We start from the raw sequence: 15,631 nt of genomic DNA, 5'->3' as shown, positions 1-15,631 counted from the left end.
CCGGATGAAACCCGGGTCGGTCATTCCTGGCTGAGCGCGACCCAGTTCAGTTTCTCCTGTTCTCGTTTCGGCAGGCCCGCGACGACGAGGTCGTAGGAGTCCTCGATCATCTCCCGGACGAAGTCGTCGGTCAGCGAACCGTCCAGCTCGACGGTGTTCCAGTGTCGTTTGTTCAGGTGGTAGCCGGGGGTGATCGCCGGATGCTCGGCGCGCAACCGGACGGCGAGGTCGGGCTCGCATTTGAGACTGATCCGCAGCGGTTTCGCCTTGAGCGGGCCGAGCGCGAACACCTTGCCCGCGACCTTGTACACGTTGATGTCCTCGCCGAACGGGAACTCCTCCCGGGCGCCGGGGAGGCCGAGGCAGAGCTTCCGGAGAGCGGCTGGCTTCATGGCGTTCAGGCTAACCGCGACCACCGACAGAAACCTGTCCCGTCCGGGGCGTTGACCGGTTGTCGGTGATTCATTGACGATGGGTGGAGCCGACTGGGTGGAGGCGAAACCGATATGCGCGTGAAGCAGCTCGCCGTCGCGGGAATCCTGTTGCTGGGCGTGGTTCCGGGGGTCGCCGCGGCGGCTCCGCCGACGCCGGTGGAGAGCACCGCCACCAGCGGCTGGGTCGGCACCTGGGCGGCGGCGCCCGCGGCCGGGGTCGCCGGGACCGACAACGGCTACCCGAACTTCTCGATCCGCAACATCGTGCACACCAGCGCCGGCGGGCACGAGGTACGCGTCCGGCTGTCGAACGCCTTCGGCCGGACCCCGGTGCTGTTCGGGCGGGTGACCGTCGCGGTCGCCGCCGGCCCGGACACCCCGCAGGCCGTACCCGGCACGATGCGAACACTGACCTTCGGCGGAGATCGCGAGGTCACCGTGCCCCCGGGCGCCGACATTGTCAGCGACGGCGCGGCGTTGACCGTGCCGAGGGACGGCGACCTCTTGGTGACCACGTACACCCCGACGCCGTCGGGCCCGGTCACCTACCACCCGCTCGCGACGCAGAACTCCTATTTCACCCGGAACGGCGACAAATCCGCCGACGAGTCGGCGGCCGCGTTCCCGGAGAAGACCGCGGTCTGGCATTACGTGTCCGGAGTGGACGTCCGGGGCCCGGGTCTGCGGGGCAGTGTGGTGGCGATCGGCGACTCGATCACCGACGGGGCGAACTCGACCTGGGGTGCGAACCTGCGCTGGCCCGATCAGCTCGCCGACAAGATCAGCACGCGGCTCGGCGTGCTCAACGCCGGGATCAGCGGGAACCGGCTGCTGCTCGACGGCGGCACCTACGGGGTCAACGCGCTGGCCAGGCTCGACAGGGACGTCCTGAACCAGTCGGGGGTGCGGACGGCGATCGTGTTCGAGGGCATCAACGACATCCAGCAGACCCCGCACCAGGCCGATCCGAACAAGATCATCTCGGCGCTGAAACAGATCGCGACGAGGGCGCACGACCGCGGCCTGCGGGTGCTGGGCGCGACGATCACGCCGTGGAAGGGCTGGGGTTCGTACACGCCCCAGCTCGAGGAGACCCGGCAGGCGGTCAACCGGTTCATCCGGACCAGCAGGCACTTCGACTCCTACATCGACTTCGACGCGGCGATCCGCGACCCCGCCGACCCGCAGCGGATGAAACCCGAGTACGACTCCGGCGATCACCTCCATCCCGGAGACAAGGGCTTCACCGCCATGGCGAACGCCGTCCCGCTGCCCGGACTCCGGCAGGAATAAGGGCTGCGCCAGGCGGTTCCGTGGGGCACGATGAACTGATGGCGATCAGGAATGACTAGCGACGACAGCGGTACCCGAGCGACGGCGCGGCTGGTCCGGTTCGCCGAACACGACGCGCGCGCCGAAACGCTCCGGGCACAGCTCGCGGATCTCCACGGAACGATCCGGCTGGCGAAACGGACGTCGAACCTGTTCCGGGCTCGGACGACGACCAGTACGCCAGGGCTGGACGTCTCGGGCTTCACGCATGTCCTCGACGTCGATCCACTGGCACGCACGGCCGAAGTCGAAGGCATGGTCACCTACGAGCAGCTCGTGGACGCGACCCTGCCCCACGGGTTGATGCCGCTGGTCGTACCGCAGCTCAAGACGATCACACTCGGGGGCGCGGTCACCGGCCTCGGCATCGAGTCGTCCTCGTTCCGCAACGGCCTCGTGCACGAGTCGGTGCTGGAGATGGAGTTGCTCACCGGCGATGGGCGGATCGTCGTCGCGAACGCGGACAACGAGCACAGCGAACTGTTCCACGGCTTCCCGAACTCGTACGGGACGCTCGGCTACGCGCTGCGGCTGAAGATCGAATTGGAGCCGGTCAAACCGTACGTGCGGCTCGACCACGTCCGCTACGAGGACACGGACGAGTACTTCGCGGCACTCGGTGAAGCCTGCCGTAACGGGTCGGCCGATTTCGTGGACGGAACGGTCTTCGGACCGGGCGAGCAGTACCTGACGCTGGGCACGTTCACCACCACGGCGCCCGCGACCAGCGACTACACCTGGCTCGACATCTACTACAAGTCGATCCGCTCCCGCGAGACGGATCATCTGAGCGTCCGCGACTACCTGTGGCGCTGGGACACGGACTGGTTCTGGTGCTCACGGGCGTTCGGCGTGCAGCACCGGCTCCCCCGGCTGCTGCTGGGCAGGCGGCTGCTGCGGTCTTCGGTCTACTGGAAGGCGGTGGCGCTCGACCGCCGGTTCGGGATCGCCGCGAAACTGCTCAAGCTGCGCGGGCTTCCGCCGGAGGAGACGATCGTCCAGGACATCGAGGTTCCGCTGTCGCGTGCCGCGGAGTTCCTGGAGTTCTTCCGCCGCGAGATCCCGATCAGCCCAGTGTGGATCTGCCCGCTGAAGCAGCGGCCGGGTGGCGTGAACTCGCCGCTGTACGAACTGGACCCCGAAACGCTGTACGTCAACTTCGGGTTCTGGTCCGCGGTCCCGCTGGCCCCTGGCGAGGAACCCGATACGCACAATCGGCTGATCGAGGCCGAAGTGACGCGACTCGGCGGGCGGAAGTCGCTGTATTCCGACAGTTTCTATACCGAAGACGAGTTCTGGCGGCTGTACAACGGCGACGCCTACCGGAAACTGAAGACGGCTTATGACCCCGACGGCCGCCTGCTCGACCTGTACGCGAAATGCGTGCGGCGGCGGTGACCCGGGCCGGGAAGAAGAGAGACGAACATGGCTGAGACGACGACCGTCGGCAAGATCTTCGAGCGGTTGCTCGGCCCGAGCGCCGAAGTGTCCATCACCGCCTACGACGGCAGCAAGAGCGGCCCGGCGGACGCACCGGTGTCGATCCAGGTGCGGTCGCCGCTGGCGTTGACCTACTTGATGTCTTCACCGGGAGACCTCGGTCTCGCGCGGGCTTACGTGGCAGGCGCGCTCGAGGTGGACGGTGATCTCTACTCGGCGTTGCGCGCGCTCGTGGCGCAGGTCGATCAGCTCAGCGCCGCGGACCGGTTGTGGCTGCTGCGCGAACTCGGGCCGAGGCACCTGCGCCGCGTCGCGCCACCCGCCGAGGAACTGCCGAGCCGCGCCAAACGCGTCTTCGACGGCCTGCGGCACTCGAAAACGCGCGACAGCAACGCGATCTCGAATCACTACGACGTCTCGAACCGGTTCTACGAGCTGGTACTCGGCCCGTCGATGGCCTACACCTGCGCCGCGTATCCGTCCGCCGATTCCTCGCTGGAAGAGGCGCAGGCACATAAATTCGACCTCGTGTGCCGGAAACTCGACCTCAAACCGGGGATGCGGCTGCTGGACGTCGGCTGCGGCTGGGGCGGCATGGTGGAGCACGCCGTCGAGCACTACGGCGTCGAAGCGCTCGGTGTCACCCTTTCGCGCGAACAGGCGCAGTGGGCACAAAAGGACATCGTGACCAAGGGCCTCGCGGACCGCGCCGAGGTGCGGCATCTCGACTACCGCGACGTCACCGAAACGGATTTCGACGCGGTGTCGTCGATCGGGCTCACCGAGCACATCGGCGCGCGCAACCTGCCGTCGTACTTCCGTTTCCTCGCCGGGAAACTGAAGACGCACGGGCGGCTGCTGAACCACTGCATCACCAACCCGGACACCTCCGTCCCGCACCGGTCACGCGGGTTCATCGACCGGTACGTCTTCCCCGACGGCGAACTGGAGTCCGTCGGCGAGATCGCCACCGCGATGCACGACAGCGGGCTCGAGGTGCGGCATTCGGAGAACCTCCGCGAGCACTACGCCACCACCCTCGGCGCGTGGTGCGCCAACCTCGACGCGAACTGGGACGCGGCCGTCGCCGAAGCGGGCGCCGGGCGGAGCCGCGTCTGGGCGCTGTACATGGCCGCGTGCCGCCTCGCCTTCGAGCGCCGGGAGATCGAACTGCACCAGGTGCTCGGGGTCAAGGTCGGTCCGGACGGGGACTCGGGCATGCCGCTGAGGCCGGACTGGGGCGTGTAGACCTCAGTGACGGAAGGCTTCGGCGAGCCACCACGAGCCGCCGTCGTCGGCGATCTTGGCGTCGATGACGAGCGGCGCGTCCCGTGACCCGCCGAGCCATTCCGTGACCGCGCCCAGGTCCTCGACCGAACGTACGGTGACGCCGTCACAGCCGAAGCCGCGGCCGATCGCCGCGATGTCGGTGTCGGGGAACCGGACGGTGGTCATGTCCGCGTCGCCGAAGTGGTGGATCTCGGCGCCGTACGCGGCGTCGTTGTAGACGATGACCACGAGCGGGATCCGCAGCCGTACCGCGGTTTCCAGTTCGGAGATGGCCATGTGGAACCCGCCGTCGCCGACGCCGAGCACCGGTAGCCTGTCCGGCCGCGCCAGTGCCGCGCCGATCGCCGTCCCCAAGCCCAGCCCGACGCATTGGAACGCCTGTGTGAAGCAGAAACCGTTCTCGTCGGGGACGGACAGATACGCGCTCGGGTAGCCCATGAAGTTGCCGGAGTCGATCGAGACCACGCGTTCGGCGGGCAGGATCTCGTCGAGACGGCGGCTGAGCGTGCGCGGATCGATCCTCCCGTCGCCGGATAGGTCGTTATACGGCACGTCGTTCCACCGTGTGCTTTCGGGGGCTTCGCGGCTCGCTCGGTGTCCACGCCTTTTCAGCTCGGCGTGCACGTCCACGGCCGTGCTGGTGACGTCGCCGACGACGCCGAGGTCGATCGGCCGGTGGGCGCCGAGCGCGGCCTGCTCGACGTCGACCTGGACCAGGCGGGCCGCCGGACCGAGGAGCGTGCCGTGCCGGGTGGTCCACATGTTCAGCGCGCAGCCCCAGCCGATCACGAGGTCGGCATTCCTGATGAGGTCCGCCGTTCGCGGCGACGAGAAGCCGCCCGAGATCCCCAGCGAGAAGGGATCGTCGTGGAAGAGGCCGTGCGCCACCGCCGATGTCGACAGCAACGCGCCGGAGGCCTCCGCGAGTTCTTTCAGCGGCGCGGAACCGGCCCGGGCACCGCGACCGGCGACGAACACCGGCCGCCGTGCTTCGCCGAGGAGGTCCGCCAGTTTCGCGACCGCGTCGACGTTCGGCCGGATCGGCGCCGGGCCGGTGATTTTCGGAACCCGGGTCGATTCCGGAGCTTCCTGCGCTTGGACGTCGAGCGGCAGATTGAGCAGGACGGTCCGGCGTTGCTGCACCGCCGTCCGGTACGCGCGGACGGTGTCGGCGACCGCGGTCCCCGCGCCGTGGACGCGTTCCGGCACGGCACCGACGGCGGTTCCGAGCGCGTCCTGGTCGATCCGGAAGTTCGACAGCACCGACGACGCGGCGGTGTCGGCGGTCAGGACGATCATCGGGGTCCGGCTCTTGGCCGCCTCGGTGATCCCGGTCAGCGCGTTGGTCAACCCGACGCCCTGATGAAGACTCAGCGCCGACACACGGCCGCTCATCCGCGCGTACGCGTCGGCCATACTCGCCGCGCCACCCTCGTGCCGGGCGGCGACGAACGGCACCCCGCCCGCCCGCAAACCGTTGGTGGCCTCGAAGTTGCCACTGCCCACCACCCCGAACGCCGCACCCACGCCGAGTTCGGCGAGGGTGCGGCCGACCAGTTCCGCGACGTTCATGCCCGCTCGACCAGCGCGTAGACCCTGGCGGGGCTGCCGGAGCCGCCGACGATCGGAAGCGGGCTGACGATCAACAAAGATCCGGTGGGCGGCAGACTCGCCAGATTCTGCAACTGGGTCAAGCCATGCTTTCCCGCGCCCAGAAGGAGTTCGTGGCAAGGGAAGGCAGGTTCGATGGCCAGCGCCTGCCCCGCGTCCGTACCCACGGTCTCCACCCCGAACCCGGTGATCGGCGCCTCCTCCGCGAGCCAGCGGGCACACTCCCCCGAGACACCCGGCGAATGCGGGCCGTTCTCGTCGTTGTTGAGGAAGGCCTCCTGATCATGCGAACGGGCGTCCCAGCCCGTGCGGTAGAGCAACCAGCCGCCGTCGGGAAGCGGACCGTTCACCCGCTCCCACTCACGGATGTCGTCGATGGACAGCAGGAAATCCGGATCCTCGGCCGCGCGAGCCGACGCGTCGAGCACCACCGCCGGCGCGACCAGCGTCCGCAAGGGAACCTGGGACACGTCGTGGCCGTCCTTTCCCGACAGCCAGTGAACGGGAACGTCGAGGTGGGTCCCGGTGTGCTCGCCGGTGTGGATGTTGTTCCAGTACCAGCGCGGCCCGCGTTCGTCGTACCGGCTGATCTCCTCCAGGCCGAACGGGATCGTGTTCGCGAACGGCTCCGGCAACTGGAGGATCGGCGTGCTCTCACTCAAGGGGGCGGTGAGGTCGACGACCTCGATCGTGCCCGTGGTGATCGCGGTGTTCAGCTGGGCCAACAACGACATGCGTGCCTCCCGGGAGTGACTGCGGCGTCCTGGTCACCTTAGGCGGATTTCGGGTTTGATGGCTGCCGGAGACGTCGCCGATACGCTGAGGAGGAGATCCACATGGCGAGGTTGAGGACTTCTCCGGATCTCATCCTGCGCGCGGTGACGGGTGACGGACGATTCCTCGGCACCATCGGCAAGTTCTTCGTGGACGGCGACGCCGAAATCACCTACTGGATCGACCGTTCGGTTTGGGACCGGGGAATCGACAGCCGAGCACTCGCGCTCTTTTTGGACATGGTCGAGGTCCGGCCTTTGTACGCCCGCGCCGCCAGCGACAATCTCGGGTCGCTTCGGGTCCTGCAGAAGGCAGGCTTCACGGTCATCGGCACCGAGAACGCCTACGCGTCCGCCAGGGGCACCGAGATCGAAGAAAACCGTTCTGCGCCTTGATGTCGGGTCGCTGTCCGGCTCATGACCTCGCGCTGTCAGTCTTTGCGGTTCCCTTACTTCTCGACAATATTCAGGTTTCGGCCATCACGAGAATTTGAGGCGAGTGGATTCACGAAGTCAGCGCACCACCTGATTCCAACGGGAGCTTGTTGAGACTTCGGCGAGTTCGAGCAAACCCGTGGACTCCCTGGATTAGCCACCAATTCTCCAGTGTTCAGCCATTGCGCCCAGGCGACTCACCGACCGTTTGACCTAAGTAGAGTAATTTTCATCTTCGCACACCTGTTCGATCACTGGTATTCTTGTGGGGTGTCCAGCCAACGAATCCTCGAACCGCCGCAGGAGCTGTGGCGTGCCGGTGCGCGCGAGCTCGCGCACGGCGTCGTGGAGCGGTTGTCGGTGGCACGTCAGGCGTTGGCTGAGGTCGGGCAGTACCTGGCGGAGATCGAGTCCCGCGGCCCGATGGAACTCTTCGGGCATGGTTCGACCGCGGGCTGGTTCGCCGAAACCGCCCGCATCACCCCGAACGAAGCCCGTGACACCGTGGCGCGGGCGTTGGCGGTGAACGAGAGCCGCAACCTCGACGGCTCCCCCGCACCGGCGTTCGCACCCATCGCCGGAGCCGCCGCCGCGGAAGGCGAGCTCGGGCACCAGCAACTCGACCCCATCCTGGCCGTACTGAAGAAAATCCCGGCAGAGGTGTCGGCCGAGGACCGGTCTGGTGCGGAACGGATCTTGGTGAACCTGGCCCGTCACGCCGGGCCCCAAGAGATCACCAACGTCGGCGCCGAACTCCTGGCGCATCTGGATCCCGACGGGAACGAGCCGAAAGACGACGACCTCGAACCACCCTCACGTGAGGTGTATCTGCGCAAGCGTGAGGATGGCTGGTGGCGGCTCAACGGCCTGCTGGATCCCGAATTCGGGGCCAGAATGAACGCCCTGTTCGACACCTGGGGACAGCGAAGACCCGTCGACCAGGACGGCAACCGCGACCCTCGCACCCCCGGCGAACGCCATGGTGACGCGCTCTTCGACGCGATCCACTACGCGATGACCAACGAGAAGGCGCCTACGTTGTCCGGGGACCGGACCACCGTCGTCGTCACCATCCCCCTGGAGACCCTGACATCCGGACTGGGATCCGCCTGCATCGACGAAGTTTCGCAGATCACCGCACGGCACGCCCGCATGCTCGCCTGCGACGCCAAGATCATCCCCGCCGTCCTCGGCTCCGAGAGCGAACCCCTCGACATCGGCCGCGCCACCCGGTCCGTCAGCCCCGCACAACGACGCGCCCTGAATCTCCGCGACCACGGCTGCGCCTTCCCCGGCTGCCACCGACAGCCCAAACACTGCGAAGCCCACCATATTTTGCCGTGGGGCCAACTCGGCGACACCGACCTCGACAACCTCTGCCTACTCTGCCGCTACCACCACATGGTCATCCACGGACAATCCGGCTGGAAAGTCCAGATCACCAACGGACGACCCGAATTCATCCCACCCCAATACCTCGACCCGCTACAAACCCCACGCCGCAACCACCGCTGAACCCGAGGAGCCCGCCGACCACCACCGGCGACGGGCCCTTCGGCATGCCCGGAGAACGACACCGACCACGCGAGGCATCAGCTAATCACTGTCCGGCCTCACTTCCAGGGAAACACCCCACACACCCCGCGTGCCCTCGCTCAGTTGAACCACGTACCGAACATCGAACTCTCCGACCGCCCCGCCAGCCGCTTCCCGAGGTCGACGGCCTGTGCCTCGGTCAGCAGACAGATGTAGTCGGTGACAGCCCGACCGCGTCGAGCCGTTGAAAACCCCTTGGACGCGTCGTCATGTGCGTTGTCGCGAGCCCATGATCCTCTTCTGACTTTCCTGCTGTATCGCCGGCGGCGGCCTATCGTGTCCGCTCATCCCGGGCGCGGAACTCGCCGAATCCTTGGTACTCCGTCAGCGACGGTGTCCGTGCTTGGCACCGGAAGTCATCGACCCAGAATCACCAAATCCAGCCCCTGCAACCGTTCCCGGTCCGCGATGACGTCGATCTCGCTGATCTTCCCGTCCACGAAAGCGAACGCGAGGACCACCGAAGGCCGTCCTTCGTCGGCCATCACGAGTCCGATGCCGCCGTTCACCAGCGCGAGCTGAGTGACGGCCGCCCGCACCGAGGCGGCCGCCGCACCACGGGCCACCGTGTCGACACCTCGCAGGAAGATCGGCGCGCGCGACGGGCCCGCGGCCTTGTCGGCGCGGAGGACGACGTCGGGGTGCAGGAGTTCGAGGAGCGCTTCGAAGTCTCCGCCGCGGGCCGCGGCCAGGTAGGCGTCGACGACTTGGCGGCGTCGCGCGACGTCCGGTTCCGTGGCGACGGAACGGCCTTGGACGCGGCGCCGGGCGCGGCTCGCGAGTTGCCGGGCGGCGGCCGGGGTGCGGTCGATCAGCGGGGCGATCTCGTCGAACGGTACGGCGAACATGTCGTGCAGGACGAACGCGAGCCGTTCGGCGGGGGCCAGCGTGTCCAGGACCACCAGCATCGCGAGTCCGACCGAGTCGGCCAGCACCGCGTCGGCGGCGGGATCGACCGAGGAGCCGATCGGCTCGGACGACTGGTCGTCGAGCGGTTCCTCCCGCCGGTGGTCGCGCGAGCGCAGCACGTTCAGGCATACCCGCGCCACCACCGTGGTCAGCCAGCCGCCGAGGTTCTCGATCTCACTCGCATCGGCGCGATCGAGCCGCAGCCACGTGTCCTGGACGGCGTCTTCGGCCTCGCTGACCGAACCCAGCATCCGGTACGCCACCGCCCGCAGCCTGGTCCGGTGCTCCTCGAAACGTTCAGTCAGCTGATCCACCGCTCACATTTAACAGCCTCCGAGATCGTCGGCGAACCGCACGCCCGACGACCGGTACGAGGCGGCCCGATCGGCGGCCGCCTGCGGCGTCAGGACCTCGTTCTTCGCGTAGTAGACCCAATCCACCTGCTCGAGGTAGGTGCTCGTGCCACCGCTGTGCCGCGTGAGGTCGATGAACCACTGGTTGAAATTCAGGGACATGTTCTGCCGCGGGTACACGTCGAACGGCCCGCCGCGGTCGTGGTCGGCCACCAGGACGCCGTCGATGTAGTACCGCACGTGGCCATCGGACACGGTCGCGGCGACGGAATGCCAGCCGTCGATGCTGCGGCGCTGGCTGTCGCTCTTGTTCTCGGCGTACCACGGGTCCGGCGTGTAGGTGTGCCAGCTGGTCTGGAAGTTGACCGGACCCGTCTCACCCCATCCGCCGTTGGGCAGGTACTCCGAGAAATCCAGCTCGCTGTAGATCGGGTCGTTGTCGTAGCGGAGCGGGCTGATCGTGAAGAACGTCTGGTTGATCCGGTCGCCGTCGGGGCCGGACACCGGCGCGTCGGAGAAGCGGATCCGGGCCGCGTAGGTCCCTTCGAAGAACCGCCGGTCCGGCTGCATGATCTCGGTCTGCGTCGTGCCCGCGGGCGTGCCGTCGGTGGCGGAGGCGAGTTGCAGCACCTTGTCGCCGCCGGACGTCGGGAACGTGATGCCCTCCGGAGCCCAGCGCGCGCCGCCGACGCCAGGGCCGCCGGCGCCGGAACGCACCTGCCAGCCGTGCTGGGACAAGAGTCCGTCGGTGTGCGAGGTGTAGTGGAAATCGTCGAACAGCTGCCCGCAGGCGGGCGCTCCGGTCGCGGTACCCGGCGCGAGTCCCAGTGCGGCGACCGACAACGCGGCGACGGCGGCGGAACGGAACTTCCCTCGGTTCGGCATCCTTGTCCCCTTTACCACTGGTCAGTTTCCACCACCGTCGCCCGATGAAGTGGTAAAGTCAATAGGTCTAGACAACTTGTCCACCAGCCAATTCGAGATGACCACTGGGTAGGCTGTGGTCATGCGGCGAACAGAGGTCAAGGATCGGCTCCGCCTGCTCATCGAGCGGCGGCAGCCGGGCGAGGTCCTGCCTTCGGAACGCGCGCTGAGCACCGAAATCGGCGTCTCGCGCCCCACCCTGCGGGCCGCGATCGACGAATTGGAACGCGACGGTCTCGTGGTCCGCGAACACGGCCGCGGCACGTTCACCGCACCGCGCAAGATCTCCCAGGATCTCGTGCCCGCCACCGGCGGCGAGCAGTTCGCCCCGCCCGCCGAGGGCCACTGGACCAGCCGGGTGATCGACTTCTCCACCATCCCGGCGGGCGCCCGGCTCGGCAAACGACTCGAGGTCTCCCCCGCCCGGCAGCTGGTGGCCGTCACCCGCATCCGCGTCGTCGAAGAGGCGCCGATGGCGATCGAACGGATCCTGGTCCCGCGGGATCTCGTGCCGGACATCACGGCCGCGGGCTTCGAGTCCGGCTCGTTCTACGAACTGCTCCGCACGCGGTACGAGGTCGTCCCCGCGACGGCCGTGCAGATCATCGAGCCGACCGTCACCGACGCCGACGAATCCGGCCTGCTCGGCGTCCCGCAGCACTCCCCGGCGCTGCTGTTCGAGCGCACCACCCGCGACGAGAGCGGCCGCGTGATCGAGTACACCCGCTCGATCTACCGCGGCGACCGCTACCGGATCACCTCGCATCTGACGTTCGACCACACCTCCGGCTGACTCCGGCGCGCCGGGGCCGTCCGGCCGCGAGTCCGTGCGAGACTCCCGGGCGATGTACACCCCGTCCGATCTCGCCGACCTGCTCGAATGCGAGCACCGCAGCCTCCTGAACCAGGCACTGGCCGCCGGCCTCCCGGGAGCGCCGCGACCGGGCTCCGGGCCGGATCAGCTGGCGGTCACGCACGGGCGCGCGCACGAGGCCGCGACGCTGGACAAGCTGCGCGGCGAGCGCAGCGCCGTCGTCGAGATCGACGAACGAGACCCTGTCGTCGCCGCGAAAGCCACCGAAGAGGCACTTCGGGCGGGCGCGCCGGTGATCTACCAGGCGGTCTTCCACGACGGCGAGTTCTCCGGCCGCGCCGACTTCCTGATGAGGGACGACGAAGGCCGCTACGAGGTCTACGACACGAAGCTGGCCAGGCACGCGAAGCCCGCTGCTGTGGTCCAGCTGACCGCGTACGCCGACGCCCTTCGCCGCGCAGGCTGGCCCGCAGGTCCGCGAATGCACCTGCTGCTCGGTGATCACAGCACCCGCTCGTTCCGCGTCGACGACTTTCTCCCGCTGGTGGACCGGCTCCGAGCCCGGTTACGGAACCGGGCGCCGACCCTGCCGGTCCCGTTGTGGGCCGACGAACGGCCCGCCTGCGGTGGCTGCTCCTACGCCGCCCATTGCGCGAGCGCCCGCGAAGCCGATCGAGACCTTTCGCTGGTCGCGGGGATGCGCGGTGACCAGCGGCGGAAGCTCGTCGCCGCGGGTCTCGGCACCATCGACGCACTCGCGACCGCCACGCCGGAGGATCGGCCGCGCGACATCTCGACGACGTCGTTCACCACGCTGCGCGCCCAGGCCGCGATCCAGGTCCGGCAGGACGCCACCGGGCAGATCGCCTACGAGATCATCGATCCGGACGCGCTGGCCACCCTGCCGCCGCCCGCGCCCGGTGACGTCTTCTTCGACATGGAAGGCGATCCCTACGCCCTGGCCGGCGAAGGGCTCGAGTACCTCTTCGGCGCGGTGACCGCGGACGACGACACGAAGTTCACGCCGTTCTGGGCGCACAACCGGGCGCAGGAGAAGCGGGCCTTCGAGGAGTTCGTCGACTTCGCCACGGCGCGGCTCGCGGAACATCCCGGTTCGCACGTCTACCACTACGCGCCGTACGAGGTCACCGCGATCAAACGGCTCGCCGCCGTGCACGGGACCCGCGAGGACGCCGTCGACCACCTGTTGCGCAGCGGCGGGCTGGTGGACCTGTATTCCGTGGTGCGCAAGGCACTCCGGGTCTCGCAGCGGTCGTACTCCATCAAGTACCTCGAACCGCTCTACATGCCCGAAGCCCGCGACGGCGACGTCAAGACGGCGGTCTCGAGTATCGAGGCCTACGAGGAGTACCTGACGCTCACCGCCTCCGGCGAGACCGGACACGCGGACGAAGTGCTGCGCGGGATCGGCGACTACAACGAATACGACTGCGTTTCCACGCTGCGGTTGTTCGAGTTCCTCCACAAGGTCCGCGTGCAGGAAGGGATCGAGCTCGCCGAGCCGCCTGAAGTGTCCGATGTGGACGCTCTACTCCGGCAGACCGAAGAGGACGTCGCGGCCCAGAAACGCGCGGAACGCGCCGCGCAGCTGGCCGCGCTGGTCGATCCGCTGCTGGAGGGCCTGCCCGACGACCCGGCCGAGTTCACCGGCGAGGACCGCGCCCGCGCACTACTGGCCGCGTCCGTCGGCTACCACCGCCGCGAGACGAACCCCGCGTGGTGGGAGTACTTCCGCCAGCTGGCCGCCCCGCTCGGCGATCTGGAGACCGACAACGCGTGCACCGTCCCGGTTTCGCTGGAGGCCGGGGAATGGGTGCCGCCTTCGGGCCGGGTCCGGAAGGCGAAACGCTCGCTCATGCTCCGTTGCGACCCGGACCGGCCGCATCCCTTCGCCCCCGGCGACGACGTCCGCCTGCGGTACGGGGCGGCCGCGCGGGACGCCAAGGTCGTCTCGGCCACGGCCGTCGAACTGACCCTCGAGGAAAGCTGCCCGCCCGACGAGACCACCGCGGACCGGCCGGTGGCGGTGCTGCCGGGGAGCCCGGTCCGGCCTTCCCCCAAGGACGACGCGGTCGCGGACCTCGCCCGGCTCGCCGTCGGCACGCTGCCGGTGCTGCCCGCTCATCCCGGCGTCGATCTGCTCCGGCGCACGTCACCGCGGTTGCGTGACGACCGGCCCCTGCCCGAGCCCGGGGCGGATCTGGTGAACACGGTGATCGAGGCCGTAGAGGCGCTCGACGGCTCCGCGCTCGCCGTCCAGGGCCCGCCCGGCGCGGGCAAGACGTACCTCGCGGGCAGGCTGATCGCGAAACTGGTGCGCGCGGGCAAGACGATCGCGGTCACCTCGACCAGTCACAAGGCCGTGGAGAACGTCCTGTCCGCCGCGCTGAAGAACGCGCCGGATCTGCCGTGCGCCAAACGCGCCAAGCGGACCCCGGATCCGGCCGCGCCCTGGGAGCAGCCGAAGACCAATCCCGCGCTGGTGAAATGGCGCGAGGAGCACGACACCGGCCATCTGGTCGGCGGGACCGCGTGGACGTTCGCGAACGCCGCGATCCGGGAAGAGCCCTTCGACCTGCTGATCATCGACGAGGCGGGCCAGTTCGCCCTCGCCGACGCGCTCGCGGTGTCGATGTGCGCCAAGAACCTCCTGCTGCTGGGTGATCCGCAGCAGCTGCCGCAGGTCGTGCAGGGCACGCATCCGGCGGGTGCCGAGGCGTCCGCGCTCGGGCATCTGATCGGTGAGGCCGACATCATCCCGGCCGAACTCGGCTACTTCCTCGACGAGACCCGCCGGATGCATCCGGCGGTCTGCTCTCCGGTGTCTCAGCTGTCCTACGCGGGACGCCTGCACTCGCATCCTTCGGCGGCCGAGCGGGCGATCGAAGGGGTTGAGGCGGGCCTGTACCTCGCCGAGGTCGATCACCACGGGAACACGACACGGTCGGTCGAGGAGGCCGAGGCCGTCACCGCCCTTGTGTCCGAACTCCACGGCCGCGCCTGGACCGACCACGGTGATCCCCGGCCGCTCGGCGACGAGGACATCCTGGTCGTGGCGCCGTACAACCTGCAGGCCCGCGTCGTGGCGCGTGCGCTGGACCAAGCCGGGTATCCGGGCGTCCGGGTGGGCACGGTCGACCGGTTCCAGGGGCAGGAGGCACCGGTGGTGATCACCACCATGACCTCGTCTTCGGCCGTCGATCTGCCCCGTGGCCTGGACTTCCTGCTCTCCCGCAACCGGCTGAACGTCGCGCTGTCCCGGGCGCAGGCGCTCGCGATCGTGGTCTGCTCGCCGCGGCTGGTCGAGGCCGACATCCGCACGGTCGACCAGATGCGGCTGGTTTCGGGCATGCTCGGGTTGATGACCGAAGCCGTGCCTTGGCACGCAGGACGGAGTGACCATGAGTGAGAACAGTCCGGAGAAGAAGCCGGAGATCCTCGACGCCGAGATCGTCGAGGAGACCCCTGTACCTCCCGTCGAGGTTCCGGACCCGGACTACAGCGAGTCCGGGGTGCCCTCGTTCGATCACGTGCGCGACCGCATCGAGCAGCGGTACACGACCTCGCTGGGCTCGACCGAACTCGCGGGCATCGGCGGCAAGGAAGACGTGGCCTCGCTGGACAAGAAGATCGCCGACCGCGACAAGGCGGCCAAGGACAAACTGGCCGAGATCCGCCGCGCGATGCGGGAGCAGTGAG

The 15,631-nt window shown here is 68.4% G+C and carries 13 protein-coding genes; 8 read left to right on the top strand and 5 right to left on the bottom strand.

Features of this window, described 5'->3' with window-relative positions; all coding sequences use genetic code 11:
- Window positions 1-20: 20 nt before the first annotated feature.
- Window positions 21-392, bottom strand: a complete 372-nt coding sequence (locus DL990_RS31655) for an MmcQ/YjbR family DNA-binding protein (protein ID WP_125786363.1) — start codon at window positions 390-392, stop codon at window positions 21-23.
- 114 nt (window positions 393-506) lie between these two features.
- Between DL990_RS31655 and DL990_RS31650 the strand changes: the two genes are divergently transcribed.
- Genes DL990_RS31650 through DL990_RS31640 form a run of 3 tightly spaced genes read left to right on the top strand, consistent with a single transcriptional unit; the run spans window position 507 to window position 4,454 of the window.
- Window positions 507-1,727, top strand: a complete 1,221-nt coding sequence (locus DL990_RS31650) for an SGNH/GDSL hydrolase family protein (protein WP_125800876.1) — start codon at window positions 507-509, stop codon at window positions 1,725-1,727.
- 51 nt (window positions 1,728-1,778) lie between these two features.
- Complete coding sequence (locus DL990_RS31645; RefSeq protein WP_125800875.1) at window positions 1,779-3,164, top strand: FAD-binding oxidoreductase; 1,386 nt, start codon at window positions 1,779-1,781, stop codon at window positions 3,162-3,164.
- A 27-nt stretch (window positions 3,165-3,191) separates the two neighbouring features.
- Window positions 3,192-4,454, top strand: a complete 1,263-nt coding sequence (locus DL990_RS31640; protein WP_125800874.1) for a class I SAM-dependent methyltransferase — start codon at window positions 3,192-3,194, stop codon at window positions 4,452-4,454.
- Window positions 4,455-4,457: 3 nt separating this feature from the next.
- Here the strand turns inward: DL990_RS31640 and DL990_RS31635 are convergent, their stop codons facing one another.
- Entirely contained in the window at window positions 4,458-6,068 is a 1,611-nt protein-coding gene (locus DL990_RS31635; protein ID WP_125800873.1) for a thiamine pyrophosphate-binding protein, read from the bottom strand.
- The gene (locus tag DL990_RS31630; protein ID WP_125786358.1) at window positions 6,065-6,841 is read right to left on the bottom strand and encodes a cyclase family protein; all 777 of its coding nucleotides are present in this window, start codon (window positions 6,839-6,841) and stop codon (window positions 6,065-6,067) included. The genes DL990_RS31635 and DL990_RS31630 overlap by 4 nt, the downstream gene beginning before the upstream one ends.
- A 102-nt stretch (window positions 6,842-6,943) precedes the next feature.
- Between DL990_RS31630 and DL990_RS31625 the strand changes: the two genes are divergently transcribed.
- Together DL990_RS31625 and DL990_RS31620 are read left to right on the top strand one after the other, a co-directional pair.
- The gene (locus DL990_RS31625; protein ID WP_199746685.1) at window positions 6,944-7,276 is read left to right on the top strand and encodes a GNAT family N-acetyltransferase; all 333 of its coding nucleotides are present in this window, start codon (window positions 6,944-6,946) and stop codon (window positions 7,274-7,276) included.
- Between the two features lie 309 nt (window positions 7,277-7,585).
- On the top strand, window positions 7,586-8,830 hold the full coding sequence (locus DL990_RS31620; RefSeq protein ID WP_125800872.1) for an HNH endonuclease signature motif containing protein: 1,245 nt from the start codon (window positions 7,586-7,588) through the stop codon (window positions 8,828-8,830).
- A gap of 437 nt (window positions 8,831-9,267) precedes the next feature.
- Here the strand turns inward: DL990_RS31620 and DL990_RS31610 are convergent, their stop codons facing one another.
- Entirely contained in the window at window positions 9,268-10,134 is an 867-nt protein-coding gene (locus tag DL990_RS31610; RefSeq protein WP_125800871.1) for a sigma-70 family RNA polymerase sigma factor, read from the bottom strand.
- Between the two features lie 9 nt (window positions 10,135-10,143).
- A complete protein-coding gene (locus tag DL990_RS31605) occupies window positions 10,144-11,058 on the bottom strand; it encodes a glycoside hydrolase family 16 protein (protein ID WP_125800870.1) in 915 nt (304 codons plus the stop codon).
- 121 nt (window positions 11,059-11,179) lie between these two features.
- Here DL990_RS31605 and DL990_RS31600 point away from each other — a divergent pair, with 121 nt between their 5' ends.
- The 3 genes from DL990_RS31600 to DL990_RS31590 are packed head-to-tail and all read left to right on the top strand — an operon-like array spanning window position 11,180 to window position 15,630.
- Complete coding sequence (locus DL990_RS31600; RefSeq protein ID WP_125800869.1) at window positions 11,180-11,890, top strand: GntR family transcriptional regulator; 711 nt, start codon at window positions 11,180-11,182, stop codon at window positions 11,888-11,890.
- Between the two features lie 52 nt (window positions 11,891-11,942).
- Window positions 11,943-15,341, top strand: a complete 3,399-nt coding sequence (locus tag DL990_RS31595; protein WP_125800868.1) for a TM0106 family RecB-like putative nuclease — start codon at window positions 11,943-11,945, stop codon at window positions 15,339-15,341.
- Window positions 15,334-15,630 carry a hypothetical protein gene (locus DL990_RS31590; RefSeq protein WP_125786352.1) on the top strand — a complete coding sequence of 99 codons (297 nt, stop codon included), beginning with the start codon at window positions 15,334-15,336 and terminating at the stop codon, window positions 15,628-15,630. Before DL990_RS31595 ends, DL990_RS31590 begins: the two co-directional genes overlap by 8 nt.
- Window position 15,631: the final 1 nt, after the last annotated feature.

The sequence above is a fragment of the Amycolatopsis sp. WAC 01416 genome, assembly GCF_003947485.1.
Taxonomy (GTDB): Bacteria; Actinomycetota; Actinomycetes; order Mycobacteriales; family Pseudonocardiaceae; genus Amycolatopsis.
This window is presented reverse-complemented; position numbering and strand designations above follow the sequence as displayed.